Source organism: Ruegeria sp. AP11 (assembly GCF_056535865.1).
The window spans coordinates 3,092,275-3,106,572 of the sequence record NZ_JBQFJB010000001.1 but is presented as its reverse complement, the minus strand read 5'-3'; the positions used below and the strand labels follow the sequence as shown (position 1 = coordinate 3,106,572).

Genomic DNA, 14,298 nt, shown 5'->3' with positions numbered 1-14,298 from the left:
GCAAGGCCCGATTACGGGTGAATTAAAGCTCGTCCCCGTCAGCGGAATCCAGATCGGATTCTGTCAGATCAACCGGGCCCGTGCTGCGCTCTGCGGGCGTGCCCGACTCTGGTGATCCGACCTCTTCCGCGCCCCCACCAGCCCGCAGCACTTCGGCATTGCGCAGCCAGATATCGCGCTGAGCAAAGGGAATTTCGATGCCTTCTTCGACAAAGCGTCGGTTGATCTCGTGGTTCATGTCGGATTTGACCGAAAGCACCCAATTCACATCCCGCAAGATCGCGCGAATTTCGAAGTCCAGAGAATCTGCGCCGAACCCCTGAAACACCACGCTGGGCGCAGGATTCGCCAATACCATTGGATGCGCATTCGCGATCTCATCCAAAATGGTCTCGACCCTGCGGGTATCGGTGCCATAGGCCACACCGACCGGCACAATCAAACGGCCAATCGTGTTGCCGCGCGTATAGTTCGTGACCACGCCGCTGATCAGGTCTGAGTTGGGGACGATCACATCCGAGCGGTCAAAGGTCTCGATCCGCGTCGACCGGACCGAGATATCGCGGACATAGCCCATCATACCGTTCACATCGATCCAGTCCCCTTTCGAGATCGGACGTTCGACCAGCAGAATGATGCCCGACACAAAGTTCGACACGATGGTCTGCAGTCCGAAACCGATCCCGACCGACAAGGCACCAGCCACAATCGCAAGCGAGGACAGATCAAATCCTGCAATCATGATAGCAATCAGCGCAGCCAGGAAGATACCGACATAGCCGGTGCCTGAAACGATGGCGTTCTGGCCGCCCGGGTCGATATTGGTTTTGGGCAGCAGCGAGTTTCTCAGCCCGCTCTGCAGCAGCCGGGTCAGCGTGTAACCGATGGCAAAAACAGCTACAAAGGTCAGGAAGTTGCTGGGCGAGATCGTGACGCCGCCAATGTCAAAGCCCAGCAGCAGGCGCGACCAGGCTTCCAGCAGGTCGGTTTCGCGCGCGCCCCAGTAGATAGCCAGTATTGGCAGCGCCAGAATGGCCAGCGCAAACCCGACCAACACCGAAAACAGGGAATCCCGCGCGGCCTCGCCCTGCCCCGACAGCCATCCATATACCATGCTGAAGAATCGCTGCACGATCACCAGCGCTGCGATAAGAATTAGTGTCTTGATCGCCGGGAATACAATCGCCTCAGCCGCATTGATGTAACCGAACGCCGCCAGTACAGGCGTCGCGATCCCCAGCAGGAACAGCGCACGTCTCAGGAATTCGACCAATTGGCTGAAACCGGCAGCGCGGCGCGGCGTGTCTTGTTCGACAGGGTCAACCTGTCTGACCTGACGCACACGCAGCAACAGCAATGCCGTCGCCAAAACGACCGGGAAACCAACCACAGCCCTTGTCGCATCCGAGATATTTTCGATCTGCTCGAACAACTGCGCCAATTCGTGCAGGATCAGCATGACTGCCAGCAGATCGATATATACTCTGATTTCCCTGATCTTGCCTTCAGACAAGCGTTGGAAATTCTGGGCAGCCCCCATCAGATAGATCTGTCTGCCGATCCAATCGAAGTAGAAAATGATCGCGGCCCAGTAGGGTATCTTGTCGAACAAAAGTGTGCCGCGAAGACCCAGCACCCCGGTCAGCATCACCGCTTCGACCAGAGCCCAGACGCCCAGCCAGGGTAGAAATATGCGAAATAGTGAGACGATGAAGGTCCAGACGCCGCTGCCCTGCCCGCCCAGCGAGCGCAGATACGCGCCGCCCTTCTCGGACCAGTACCGCCCATAAAGCAGCAATACCGCCGCAATCGCGAGCAAAGCGAGAATGCCCAGACTGCGTTCACTGATCCGCTCGCGCACCACGTCGGTTTTGAAATTCTTGGTAGTCTCGTTGATAAGGCTGCGGGCAGCTTCCGTGACATCGACCCATGCGGGGGCCCAATAGACCGGATTGAGCGGCGACGGCCCTCTTTCAAGCAATTCTTTGGTCTGACGGTCACGGATGATCCGGTCGATTTCACTGATCAGACCGTTCGCCCGGCTGAACGCCTCTTCCGAGATAATGCGCGGAACCCGCAGACTGTTAAGCTGCGTTTCCAGGTGCTCGCGCAACTGCGCAATATCCTCGGGTTCCGTTTCGCCATCCGCCGGCGGCTCACCCAGAGCCTTGATCTGACTTTCCAGCGTCTGAATGCGATCCGTGTTTGCACCACGCGCCTTGTTGAAGTCCTCGCGATAACCGTTGATCTCTGCGCGCAGATTTTCGAGCGCCGCATTCGACGCCCGATTTGCACTGATCACGGACACAGCGCGGTCCGCTGTGCTGATCCATTCCTTATAGTATTCGCTCTGCCGGTCGGTCAGCTGAGCCGAGGCCATCCCGCCCAACCCAAACAGGCACAAGGCGCATAGAATCAGAAACAGGCGGACCTGTCGCACCATCACACGTCCTCGAATACACCCGGTATGCTGCGCGGTGACTGGGTCATCCAGTCAGGAACAGGCAGTTCCTTTTCGCGCAGGAATTCAGGATTGAACAGTTTCGACTGATAGCGGGTGCCATAATCGCACAGGATCGTCACAATCGTATGTCCCGGCCCCATCTCTTTCGCCAGCCGCACTGCGCCCGCCATGTTGATCGCGGTCGAGCCTCCCATGACCAGCCCCTCTTCGCGCAGCAGATCGAAGATATAGGGCAGCGCTTCGTTGTCGGTGATCTGATAGGAATGATCGGGCGTGAACCCTTCGAGGTTCTTCGTCACCCGCACCTGACCGATACCTTCCGCGATCGAGCCCCCCTCCATCGCGATCTCGCCGGTGGTGTAATAGGAATAAAGCCCCGCGCCCATCGGATCGGCGAGACCGATCTTGACCCCTTTGGGCTGCAGCGCATCGGCGACGCCTGCAAGCGTCCCGCCCGAACCGACGGCGCAGATAAAGCCATCGACCTTGCCGCCCGTCTGCTCCCAAATCTCAGGGCCCGTGGTTTCCACATGCGCCTGACGGTTGGCCACATTGTCAAACTGGTTCGCCCAGATGGCACCGTTGGGCTCGGTCTGAGCAAGCTCTTCGGCCAGACGGCGTGAATAATGCACAAAGTTGTTGGGGTTGCGATAGGGCGCGGCGGGCACCTGCACCAGCTGTGCCCCGGCCAGGCGCAGCATATCCTTTTTCTCTTCCGACTGGGTTTCGGGGATCACGATCACGGTTTTGAAGCCCATCGAGGCCCCGACCAGCGCCAGACCAATCCCGGTATTGCCCGCTGTACCTTCGACAATCGTGCCACCGGGTTTCAGATCGCCGCGCGCAATGGCATCGCGGATGATATAGAGCGCCGCGCGATCCTTGACCGACTGGCCCGGATTCATGAACTCGGCCTTGCCCAGAATCTCGCATCCGGTTTCGTCGCTGATGCGGCGCAGCCGGATCAAAGGTGTTTTACCGACCGCGTCGGCAAGGTCTCGTGCAATGCGCATAGCACCCTCTTTTCACTTGGTATCGCAGAAGATTTACAGGCGCCCCGCCACAACCACAAGCCGCGATAGCTATGCCCGCAGGCGATCACGGTTTCGTGCCAGCCAATGGGCCAGAGTCAAAAGCGGCAGGTCCTTGAAAACATGGGCGTCCACCTGATCCATAAACGCATCGTAGGGCAGGATTTTGCTGCGGATATCCTCACCTTCGGCGGCGACCCCTGCGCCTTCGACCGTATCCGTCAGATCAGCCAAACCGACATACAGATAAACATACTCTGTTGAAGACCCGCTGGAGGAATAGGCACCTCCGGCACCTTCCAGATGTTTCAGAGTGATCTGCGCCTCTTCCAGCGCTTCACGGTGGGCCGCTTGTTCCGGTGTCTCACCCGGATCGATCATTCCCGCGACCGGCTCCCACAGCCAGGGGTTCGGGTCGTCGATCATGAAGACCGGCGTACGGAACTGTTCAACCAGCAAGACCGTATCGCGGACGGGATCGTATGGCAGGACGATGACGGCCGCGCCTTGCATCAACCCGTTGCGATGCAGAACCGGTCCCATCGAGCCATCATACTGGCGATGCTGCAGTTCAACCTCATCCATGCCGAAATAGCCGACATAGGGGCGCCTATACTGATGAACGGCTATGTCCCGCGCCAGATCGCGTTGCCCCCCGTCGACCCGATGCCGGGCCGCCAGCCTTGCCCAAGCCCGCGTGCGTATGGCCGGGAAACTGCGGGCAATAACCGAAGCCTCGACCTTCCCGTAATGTGCCATGACTTCTTCGGCCGCCAGAAGGTTGACTGCACCCCATCGATCAATCCAACCCCGCAATGACCAGGGCTGATCCGGCATCCACTGACCGTGCTGAGGATGGAACACTTGCGCCACAGCCGTCGAGCCGTCGGCACGTTCGACTTGTTGGTTACGCAAATCATAGTCGAACCCGCCCTCGTAATAGGCCAGCCTTTGCGAGTCCTCAATGCTCAGGTTCTGAACCAGCAGCCCCTTGGCAATGCTTCCCTTTTCAGCTGCAATGGTGGGGAAAAACTGGTTTTTGACGCTATATACTGCATGATCGCTCAACGTGGCCGGGGCAATCGTCAATTCGGCCAGAGGCCGCCCCAACACCAGTTCAAGCAATGGCATATGGCGCAAGGTGCCGTAGAAAAACAGATCGGACATGGTTCAGGAACTCGGGTATTATCGTAGGGGCTCAGCGCCAGCGGCGCGCTGCGATTTCGGTCAAGATACCGCTGACGACCGAACCGATCGCAAAGGTCAGAAGTATTTCGGGCACAAGCAATTGCTCACCCATTTCAACTCCCAACTTGAAGATGGCCAGCAGCGCTTCGAACGGACCGCCATAACGCTGGCGCATGGCAAGGGTGAACATTTCGTTCGCCCCCTGGACAAAAAGGCCCCAGAACACCATCGCAGTAACCCCGGTCAGACCGTTGTTGACCGCTGCCGTCCATCCGCGTCCGGCCCGTTTACCCATGACAACCCAGCCACAGACAACACCGAGAAACATGTTCACAAAAGTGAAATAGCCGTAATCCCTGCCTTCTTCGCCGTTGGAGATCACCATTCCCGACACGATGAACGCCACCACCAGCAGACAAAAGGCTGCGACAAGACGTGAGGCTGTAGGCATTCGGTTTTTCCGTCTTCAACTGGGTTTGGCTACAGTGATCTGTGTCACATCACAATTACCGGTGTCAAAGGCTGCGCCACACGCGGTCAAATAATAATTCCACATGCGGCGGAAACGCTCATCAAAGCCCAGTTCGGAAATCTCGTCCCATTTGGAATTGAATGTCTCGTACCAGCGCCGCAGCGTCAGGTCATAGCTTTTGCCGAACTCCTTTGACCGAACCACGCTCAACCCCGCTTGGGTGATCTGTTGATTCAGGATGGTCGGCGCCGGAAGCATCCCGCCCGGAAAGATGTATTTCTGAATAAAATCAACGCCGTTCTTGTAGATATCCCAGCGATGATCGGCGACGGTGATGATCTGCAGCGTTGCTTGCGCACCGGGCTTCAGACGGTCGCGAACCGTGTCGAAATACGCGGGCCAGTATTTCTGGCCGACCGCCTCGAACATCTCGATCGACGCGATGCCATCATATTGGCCCTGCTCGTCACGGTAATCCTGCAGCTTGAAGTCAACTAGATCGGATAGTCCTGCCTTTTCAATACGATCTTGCGCAAACTTCAACTGCTCTTGACTGATGGTCAGGCCGGTCACTCGCAGGCCACGCTCTTTTGCCGCGTATTCGGCGAACCCGCCCCAGCCGCAGCCGATTTCCAGAATGTGATCCCCCGGCTTGGCCCCCATTTCATCCACGAGACTGGCGTATTTTGCTGTCTGCGCCTTCTCCAGGCTCTCCTGCCCGGTCTCAAAGATCGCGCTGGAATAGGTCATGGTGTCATCCAGCCACATTCCATAGAAGTCGTTCCCCAGATCATAGTGGTACGAGATGTTCTTTTTTGCCTGAGACCGGTGGTTGCGGTGCAGCCAGAATCTGAGGCGTTCATAGGCGCGAACCAGAAACTGTCCGGTAAAATCATCATAAACTGTTTCTGTACCCAGATGCACAAGATCCATGAAACTGCGCAGATCGGGCGTGCTCCAGTCGCCTTCCAGATATGCGTCCGAGAAGCCCAACTCGCCCTCGCGCACCAGACGGGCGAAAACTTCGGGGTCATGAATATCAACATGTGCCACGGGGCCGGGATTTGGCGCATCCGCACGGAATACGCGACCGTCCGGCAAAGCAATGTCAAGCCGCCCGGACTCCATCCGCTGCAGCATCTTGAAGACCTGTGCGAAATATCTCGGCAGGTTATCCTGCCCCTCTGTGGACGTCAGAAACATCCGCTCTCCCCTCTGCGGTTGCCGGATAAAGCTAGGACGGGATTCGGTTTCTGGCAAGTTTTCAGTTCCTTACTGGTTTTTTGTAGCGTTCATAATGGCTGAGCGCGCGGGCGCGACCTGCGACCAATGAGACGACCGGGTCCGGGTAATTATCATATGGGGAAAGCCCCCAGGATCGGGGTATCGCATCGAAATAAGACAATGCAGTCGCGGACGGTTCTGCTCGCCCTTCGGCGATCCAGCGGCGCAGGTATTCGGCATTTGGATCAAAGCGCTCGCGTTGCGTATCCGGGTTGAAGATCCGAAAATAAGGCGTTGCGTCCGGACCCGATCCCGCCACCCATTGCCACCCCATCGCATTCGCCGCCGGGTCCCAGTCGATCAGGCAATCGACGAACCAGTCCAAACCGATTTTCCAATGTGTTGCCAGATGCTTGGTCAGATAACTTGCCACGATCATCCGGGCGCGATTGTGCATCCTGCCGGTCACATACATCTCGCGCAGCCCGGCATCGACCATGGCCACTCCGGTCCGGGCTTGTTTCCAGGCCTGCACCTCCGGCTTGTCCGGATCGGTGTTCCAGGGAAAGGCATCCCATTCCGGTTTCCAATTGTCGCTCAGCAGATGCGGCCAATGGAACATCAGGTGATAAGCAAACTCGCGCCAGACCAACTGCCGCAAATAGGGTTCGCCCCCTGAGACCCCCATCTGCGTCGCGTTCTGTACACGATGCCAGATCGTGCGGGGGCTGATTTCCCCTAGTGACAAATATTCGGACAGGTTTGAGGTGCCCGCTGCGTCCAGTCGATCTCTTTGATCAGGATAGAGGCTGAGGCGATCCAGAAAATTATTCAACTGATCCAAAGCCGCGCCCTCGCCTGCCCGGACATGTGGGCTGAGGATGCGCGCACCGCGCTGCATCTGACGACCGAGCTGCCAGTCGGATAGCCGATCCGAACGCGGCCAGACCTGCGGTGCCGATATCTGTGCGGGGCTTCGCTCGGGCGACGGCACATCTCGACCGAACACCGCCCGCCACATGGGCGTAAAGAGCCGAAAGGGCTGACCGGCCTTGGTTGCCACCGTCCACGGTTCGAACAAGAGGTGACCGGGGTACGACAGCGCCTCGATCCCCTGCTCGGTCAGGGTGGATTTGACCTGCTTATCCCGCGCGATTGCTCCGGGATCGTACGCCCGTGTCCAGTAGACCGCGACCGCTCCGGTTTCGGTCACCAACTGGTGCAGCACGTCCAGAGCGTTTCCCTGACGCAGTATCAGACGGCTGCCATGATCCTCAAGAATTCGGGAAAAAGTCTGCAGGCCCTGTTCAAGCCGCCACTTCGGGGCAGCGCCGAGCATCTGTACTTGATCGTCCAGTATGTAGACAGGAATAACAGGCGCGCCGGATTGCGCCGCCGCACTTAGCGCCGGATGATCGCCGAGCCTGAGGTCGCGACGAAACCATAAGATGACTGCTGGCTGTTCAGTTGCCATATCGGACCCGTGTTTTCTCTGAACTACGAGACGGGCCAGATAGTGGATCACAAAACGCGGTCAAGCGCCTCCAAAAGCTGAATAATCTCTTGTCGCGTCGTGTAATGCGTAAAGCTGAGCCGCAGGACGCCCTGATCAGGATCAACCCCCATCGCCTGCAACGGACGTACCGCATAGAAATCGCCGCCACCGGCCATAACGCCATGCTTGGCCAGTTCGGCGGCAACAGGTTCCGCTGCTGTGTTCAACGCCAGAGCAACCGTCGGCGCGCGGCGGGCCGCGTCTGACGGGCCGATCAGGCGCAGGGTGTTGCGATCCTTCACCGCATCCAGCAAGGGTTGCAGCAATGCGACCTCATGCGCGCGCATCAGGTCATGCACAAACGCGCCGCGCGCCGCAGCACCCGCGTCAGGCCCGCCATGGTGGTCACAAAGTTGATCCAGATAGTCCGCCATGCCCGCGCTGGCCGCAATCTGAGCATGATCAGGTCCTGCCGGGGTGAACCGCTTGTACAGCGTATCCGCGTTGAAATAGTGCGCCTGATTAGGCAGCATCTCTCCCAGACTGCGCCGGATCACCATGCAGCCCTGATGCGGCCCATAGGTCTTGTAAGCCGAGAACAGATAGATATCCGGCCCCAGATCGCCGACATTCGGCAATCCGTGCGGTGCATAGGATACGCCGTCGACGCAGACAAACGCACCTGCGGCATGGGCAATCGCGGTGATCTCGGTCACCGGATTGATCTCACCTACCACGTTCGAGCAATGCGGAAAACAGACCAGACGCACCCGTTCATCCAGCAGATTTTCTAGATCCTTTGGATCAAGTGAACCGCTTTCGGGATCAATCTGCCATTCGCGAACTTCGATCCCCTCTTCGGCAAGGCGCCGCCACGGGCCTGAATTGGCCTCGTGATCCTGATTGGTCACAACAACCGCGTCGCCGGGCTTCATCCATTGGTGAAACGCCTGCGCCAAAACGTAAGTATTCTGCGTGGTCGACGGACCAAAGCTCAGCTCATCCGTGTCGACACCGAGTATCGCCGCCAGACGCGCCCGCGCTTCGTCCATCTCTGCTCCGGCCAGTTCGCTGGCAGTATAGGGCGCGTAAGGCTGAACCTTGCGCTGGGTGTAGAACCGCGTCAGACGGTCAATGACAGGCTTGCAGGTATAAGACCCGCCCGCGTTCTCAAAAAACGCCTGCCCCTTCAGACTGGGCTCGGAAAAAGCCGGGAACTGAGCCCGCACGAAATCTATATCCAATGCTGCCATGGCATCTCACTCCTCAGTCATGCTTTTCAAATGAAAGAAATGCCCGCGCATGTTTCCGGACACCTCAGGAATCATGGCAGGTCTTCCAGCCCAGCCGCAGCTGTCGTCAATGCAATGACGAAGCGCAGGCAGCCCTACAAGACAGGTCGTTTCGACCGGAGGGCAAGAATACTTAGACAACACGCTCTTTGGCGGTCAACCCGAACTTAAACTAAAAAAGCCTCGGCGATTGGCCGAGGCTTTTGACGATTGCGTGAGGAAAGCGTCAGCCCTGAACCTTGGTATAGGTCCCCTCGCCCGCCAGAATTCCCCGGAAGCCACCGGGCTCGTCCAGGCCGAAAACGATCAGGGGCAAGTTGTTGTCACGTGCAAGCGCAATGGCCGACGCATCCATGACCCGCAGGCGTTTGGCCAGCACGTCATCATAGGTCACCGTGTCATAGCGCACCGCATCCGCGTGCTCTTTGGGGTCTTTGTCATAGACTCCGTCAACGCCGTTCTTGCCCATGAAAATCGCCTGACAGGCCATTTCATTGGCGCGCAGTGTCGCCGCCGTGTCTGTGGTGAAATAGGGGTTGCCGGTACCGGCAGCAAAGATGCAGACCCGTTTCTTTTCCAAGTGGCGCACAGCGCGACGGCGAATGTAGGGCTCGCACACTTCATCCATGCGGATGGCCGAGATTACTCGGGTGAACACCCCGATCTCTTCCAGTGCCGACTGCATCCCAAGCGCGTTCATCACGGTGGCCAGCATGCCCATGTAATCCGCCGTAGTCCGCTCCATCCCCTGCGCCGAACCGCTGAGGCCCCGGAAGATGTTGCCGCCGCCGATCACCATGCAGATTTCCACACCCAGATCATGTACCGACTTCACTTCTTGCGCGATGCGCTGAACGGTTGGCGGGTGCAGACCGAATCCCTGATCCCCCATAAGCGCCTCGCCCGAGATCTTCAGCATAACGCGGTCATACTTGGTTTTAGAAATGTCGGTGGACGAGGTCAGGCTCATGTTGCGCTCCGGGCTGGCACGGGTTTATTTTCCGGCGCAAAATGAAGCAAAAGCTCCGCAGGTTCAATGCGGATAGTAAGGAATGAGGCTTCCGATTATGGCCGACCGATCAGCAGCACAGATTTGGGGCCGGCTGCCTCCAATTCCCGATAACAAACCGGTGCTGATCGCCGGACCGACGGCCTCGGGCAAGTCCGCACTTGCCTTGCAGATTGCCGAGACCTTTGGGGGTGTCATCGTCAACGCGGATGCCAGTCAGGTCTATGACTGCTGGCAGGTAATCTCGGCCAGACCATCCGGCGAAGAGGAATCCCGCGCTGCGCACAAACTCTATGGGCATATCGCTTATGATCAGACTTATTCGACTGGTCATTGGCTGCGCGAGGTCATTCCACTGCTGTCTACCGGGCAACGCCCGATCATCGTTGGCGGGACGGGCCTGTACTTTACGGCCCTGACCCAAGGCATGGCCGAGATCCCCGCGACCCCGACCGATGTCCGGCTGAGTGCGGACCAGTTGCCCTTGCCTGATCTGATCGCAGGCGTCGATGCGCAAACGCTGGCCAATATCGACACAAACAACCGCGCGCGAGTGCAGCGGGCATGGGAGGTGCAGCAAGCCACAGGGCGTAGCCTGCTGTCGTGGCAGGCCGATACACCGCCGCCGGTTCTGAGGATCGAAGACAGCGTTCCGATCGTATTTGATGTTGATAAAGCATGGTTGCTGGACCGGATCGAGCGTCGTTTTGACCAAATGCTGGACACGGGCGCCCTGGATGAGGTTAGGGCGATGCGGGGCCGGTATGACCCGTCACTTCCCGCATTCAAGGCAATCGGCGTACCCGAGCTAATGTCGTATTTGGACGGTGAGATCAGCCTTGAAGAAGCGCGCGAACGCGCCACCATCTCAACCCGGCGCTTTGCGAAGCGGCAACGCACATGGTTTCGCGCACGGATGAAAAACTGGAATCGCGTCGATTTCTCAAAATGATACAAAAAATTTCTAAAGAAATTTTAAGCCTGAATTCACATCGGCGATTCCCCTGTGGTCGAATCCATCCAAACCGGCCTGCAGCAAGGGCGAATGACGGCTCGCCATAACGATAGGCGGATGCCTCACAACCCCTCGTCATGTCGTTTTTGTGCCTCTTATGACGATTTCGAACATTGACGTCACCGGAATTCTGGGGCCGAATAGCGGCATGGGGATGACCAATGTCCAAAACAAATGCCAAGAACCTGCTGTCCGGCACGATCCGGTCTGAGCGGTTCTGATCCTCTTCAACACGTACAAGTTTCACAGGGAGAAACCTTAATGACCAAAGAAACCCTTACCGGAGCACCGGTCCATTGGGCGGCAGAGATGCACGCTCAGGAATACCGCGAAGGCAATCTGAGCCGCCGCGAATTCCTGGCCCGCGTGACCGCGCTGGGTGTGGCGGTACCGGCTGCCTATGGCATGATCGGTCTGCAATCGCCCGCAGCGGCACAAGAACCGCAGCGTGGCGGCACCATCCGCTATCAGATGGAAGTGCGCGCACTCAAAGATCCGCGGACTTATGACTGGACCCAGATCGCAACCTTCACCGCTGGTTGGCTGGAATACCTTGTCGAGTACAACAATGACGGCTCGTTCAAGCCGATGTTGCTGGAAAGCTGGGAAGCCAATGACGACGCCACCGAATACACTCTGAACGTCCGCAAAGGCGTGAAGTGGAACAATGGCGACGATTTCACCGCCGAAGATGTGGCCCGCAACATCGCAGGTTGGTGTGATGCCGGTCTGGAAGGCAACTCGATGGCATCGCGCATGGCGTCGCTGATCGACGAAGGCACCCAGCAAGCGGCAGACGGTGCGATCACCGTTGTTGATTCACACACCGTGAAACTGAAGTGCAATGCACCGGACATCACCATCATACCGGGCATGGCCGACTATCCGGGCGCAATCGTCCACAGCAGTTTTGATGCGAACGACATATTGTCGAACCCGGTTGGCACCGGCTTCATGATCCCCGAAAGCCACGAGGTTGGGGTCAAAGGCGTGCTCGTCCGCAACGAAGGTTTCGACTGGTGGGGCTATGAGGCCGGCAAAGGCGGCTATATCGACCGGATCGAATTCATCGACTACGGCACCGATCCGGCGGCGTTCCTGGCGGCCTATGAGGCCGAAGAGATCGACATGAACTGGGAGTCGGTTGGCGAATTCGTCGACATCTTCGACGGCATCGGACTTGTCCGCTCGGAAATCCCGTCGGGCTTTACCATTGTTATCCGTCCGAACCAGCTGGCCGAGGACGAGAACGGCAACAAGATCTATGGCGACAAGCGCGTGCGTCAGGCTCTGGCCATGGCGGTGGACAACGAAGTGTGTCTGGAACTGGGCATGTCGGGTTACGGCATTCCGGCTGACAACTGCCATGTTGGTCCCATGCACCCCGAGCATGACTCGGCCGTGACCCGCATTCCGTATGATCCGGCAGGCGCCAAGGCGCTGATGGACGAAGCGGGCATGGGCGATTTTGAACACGAAGTACAGTCGATCGACGATGACTGGCGGCGCAACACCACTGCCGCTGTTGTCGCTCAGCTGAACGATGCGGGCATCAAGGCCAAGCACACGGTTCTGCCGGGCTCGACCTTCTGGAACGACTGGACCAAGTACCCTTACTCGTCGACCAACTGGAACCACCGCCCGCTGGGCACTCAGGTTCTGGCGCTGGCCTATAAATCGGGTGTTGCCTGGAACGAATCCGGTTTCGCCAATGAAGAGTTCGACAAGCTGCTGGCCGAGGCGAACTCGATCGCGGATGTGGATCAGCGCCGCGAGGTGATGGCCAAGCTGCAGGCGATCATGATCGACGAAGGCGTGATCATCCAGCCGTACTGGCGGACTGCGATGCGTCACCACCGCGACAATATGGTGGGTGTCGAAAAGCACATCGCGGACTTGCCGCAACTTTACAAGTTCGGCCTCACGTCCTGAGCCAAACAAACAAAGGCCGCGCCGCTCTGGCGCGGCCTTTTCGTCCTAAATGCGGCGACCAAAAATAACAGCGATGCGTGAAACCATATGAAAATCACGCTGGCCGACCAACAGGGGCTAATATGGGACTTTTCATTCTAAGGCGCGTCGGCATCATGCTTTTGACAGCATTATGTCTGACATTCCTGGTCTTCTTCCTGACCAATCTCTATCCGAACCTGGAAAAGCTTGCGAAAACGCAGGGCAATTTCCGGATGTCGGATGAGCAGGTCGAGAGCTATCTGGAGAAAAACGGCTACCTCCAGTCGACGCCGATCAAATATGGCGAATGGCTGGGTGTCCTGCCCTCGTTCCGATACACGAATGAGGACGGCACGGTTCAGGGCAGATGCATTCTGCCGGGTAAAACCGCCGAAGAGTCTCCGAATTTCTGCGGTATTCTGCAGGGGTACTGGGGGTATTCTACTGTCTTCAAGGAAGAGGTCTCAACCGTTGTTGGCAACCGACTGGCCCTGACCGGGCGGCTGATGTTCTGGGTCATGCTGTTGATGGTCCCGTCCGCGCTGATGCTGGGAATTCTGGCAGGGATGAAAGAAGGATCGGCCACTGACCGGACACTTTCGACCTTTGCCATTACCACGACAGCGACACCGGAATACGTCTCGGGCGTTATCTTTATCGCCATCTTCACCTCTTCTGCTGTCGGTTTGAAATGGTTCAAGGGCACCGCCACGCAGGCGATGGAGAACCCGACGTTCGAGAACTTCTTCTTACCGGTTCTGACCATCGCCCTATATGGGATGGGCTATATCGCCCGGATGACCCGCGCCTCAATGACCGAGGTGATGACGGCGCAATACATCCGGACCGCCCGGCTGAAAGGTGTTTCCTTCCCGAACATCGTCATGAAACACGCATTGCGCAATGCACTGATTGCGCCCTTCACCGTCATCATGCTGCAGTTCCCCTGGCTGCTGAACGGCGTGGTGATCGTCGAGACCCTGTTCAACTACAAGGGCTTTGGCTGGGCGCTGGTTCAGGCGGCAGGCAACAATGACATCCAGCTGTTGCTGGCGATTTCGGTCGTGTCGGTCTTTGTGGTGCTAGTGACGCAGCTGATATCGGATATCGGCTATGTCTACCTCAACCCGCGCATTCGCATTTCATAAGGAGGGT

At 57.9% G+C, this 14,298-nt stretch carries 11 protein-coding genes; 3 read left to right on the top strand and 8 right to left on the bottom strand.

Annotated features, from left to right (window positions below):
* Positions 1-22: 22 nt before the first annotated feature.
* The 8 genes from ACR3E4_RS15470 to pyrH form a co-directional block, all read right to left on the bottom strand.
* A complete protein-coding gene (locus tag ACR3E4_RS15470) occupies positions 23-2,443 on the bottom strand; it encodes a DUF3772 domain-containing protein (protein WP_480532743.1) in 2,421 nt (806 codons plus the stop codon).
* Positions 2,443-3,477, bottom strand: coding sequence for a cysteine synthase A (locus ACR3E4_RS15465; protein ID WP_480532745.1), 1,035 nt, complete (start codon positions 3,475-3,477; stop codon positions 2,443-2,445). The genes ACR3E4_RS15470 and ACR3E4_RS15465 overlap by 1 nt, the downstream gene beginning before the upstream one ends.
* A gap of 69 nt (positions 3,478-3,546) precedes the next feature.
* Entirely contained in the window at positions 3,547-4,662 is a 1,116-nt protein-coding gene (locus ACR3E4_RS15460) for an NUDIX domain-containing protein (protein WP_480532747.1), read from the bottom strand.
* A 31-nt stretch (positions 4,663-4,693) separates the two neighbouring features.
* The gene (locus ACR3E4_RS15455; protein ID WP_480532749.1) at positions 4,694-5,134 is read right to left on the bottom strand and encodes a TrgA family protein; all 441 of its coding nucleotides are present in this window, start codon (positions 5,132-5,134) and stop codon (positions 4,694-4,696) included.
* 15 nt (positions 5,135-5,149) lie between these two features.
* Positions 5,150-6,358 (bottom strand): class I SAM-dependent methyltransferase, encoded by a 1,209-nt coding sequence (locus ACR3E4_RS15450; protein ID WP_480532751.1) that lies wholly within the window; start codon positions 6,356-6,358, stop codon positions 5,150-5,152.
* A 61-nt stretch (positions 6,359-6,419) separates the two neighbouring features.
* Positions 6,420-7,853, bottom strand: a complete 1,434-nt coding sequence (locus tag ACR3E4_RS15445; RefSeq protein WP_480532753.1) for a cryptochrome/photolyase family protein — start codon at positions 7,851-7,853, stop codon at positions 6,420-6,422.
* Positions 7,854-7,900: 47 nt separating this feature from the next.
* Positions 7,901-9,127 carry an aminotransferase class V-fold PLP-dependent enzyme gene (locus tag ACR3E4_RS15440; protein ID WP_480532755.1) on the bottom strand — a complete coding sequence of 409 codons (1,227 nt, stop codon included), beginning with the start codon at positions 9,125-9,127 and terminating at the stop codon, positions 7,901-7,903.
* A gap of 265 nt (positions 9,128-9,392) precedes the next feature.
* A complete protein-coding gene (gene pyrH, locus ACR3E4_RS15435) occupies positions 9,393-10,136 on the bottom strand; it encodes a UMP kinase (RefSeq protein WP_480532757.1) in 744 nt (247 codons plus the stop codon).
* Positions 10,137-10,218: 82 nt separating this feature from the next.
* Here pyrH and miaA point away from each other — a divergent pair, with 82 nt between their 5' ends.
* From miaA to ACR3E4_RS15420, 3 genes are all read left to right on the top strand, one after another.
* A complete protein-coding gene (gene miaA / locus ACR3E4_RS15430) occupies positions 10,219-11,127 on the top strand; it encodes a tRNA (adenosine(37)-N6)-dimethylallyltransferase MiaA (RefSeq protein ID WP_480532759.1) in 909 nt (302 codons plus the stop codon).
* Positions 11,128-11,451: 324 nt separating this feature from the next.
* Positions 11,452-13,122, top strand: coding sequence for an ABC transporter substrate-binding protein (locus ACR3E4_RS15425; RefSeq protein WP_480532761.1), 1,671 nt, complete (start codon positions 11,452-11,454; stop codon positions 13,120-13,122).
* Between the two features lie 122 nt (positions 13,123-13,244).
* Complete coding sequence (locus tag ACR3E4_RS15420) at positions 13,245-14,291, top strand: ABC transporter permease (protein WP_480532763.1); 1,047 nt, start codon at positions 13,245-13,247, stop codon at positions 14,289-14,291.
* Positions 14,292-14,298: the final 7 nt, after the last annotated feature.

Bases quoted from the DNA above. Each gene is read 5' to 3' on its own strand.
- ACR3E4_RS15470 (WP_480532743.1), bottom strand. From the start codon at position 2,443: ATGGTGCGACAGGTCCGCCTGTTTCTGATTCTATGCGCCTTGTGCCTG.
- ACR3E4_RS15465 (WP_480532745.1), bottom strand. From the start codon at position 3,477: ATGCGCATTGCACGAGACCTTGCCGACGCGGTCGGTAAAACACCTTTG.
- ACR3E4_RS15460 (WP_480532747.1), bottom strand. From the start codon at position 4,662: ATGTCCGATCTGTTTTTCTACGGCACCTTGCGCCATATGCCATTGCTT.
- ACR3E4_RS15455 (WP_480532749.1), bottom strand. From the start codon at position 5,134: ATGCCTACAGCCTCACGTCTTGTCGCAGCCTTTTGTCTGCTGGTGGTG.
- ACR3E4_RS15450 (WP_480532751.1), bottom strand. From the start codon at position 6,358: ATGTTTCTGACGTCCACAGAGGGGCAGGATAACCTGCCGAGATATTTC.
- ACR3E4_RS15445 (WP_480532753.1), bottom strand. From the start codon at position 7,853: ATGGCAACTGAACAGCCAGCAGTCATCTTATGGTTTCGTCGCGACCTC.
- ACR3E4_RS15440 (WP_480532755.1), bottom strand. From the start codon at position 9,127: ATGGCAGCATTGGATATAGATTTCGTGCGGGCTCAGTTCCCGGCTTTT.
- pyrH (WP_480532757.1), bottom strand. From the start codon at position 10,136: ATGAGCCTGACCTCGTCCACCGACATTTCTAAAACCAAGTATGACCGC.
- miaA (WP_480532759.1), top strand. From the start codon at position 10,219: ATGAGGCTTCCGATTATGGCCGACCGATCAGCAGCACAGATTTGGGGC.
- ACR3E4_RS15425 (WP_480532761.1), top strand. From the start codon at position 11,452: ATGACCAAAGAAACCCTTACCGGAGCACCGGTCCATTGGGCGGCAGAG.
- ACR3E4_RS15420 (WP_480532763.1), top strand. From the start codon at position 13,245: ATGGGACTTTTCATTCTAAGGCGCGTCGGCATCATGCTTTTGACAGCA.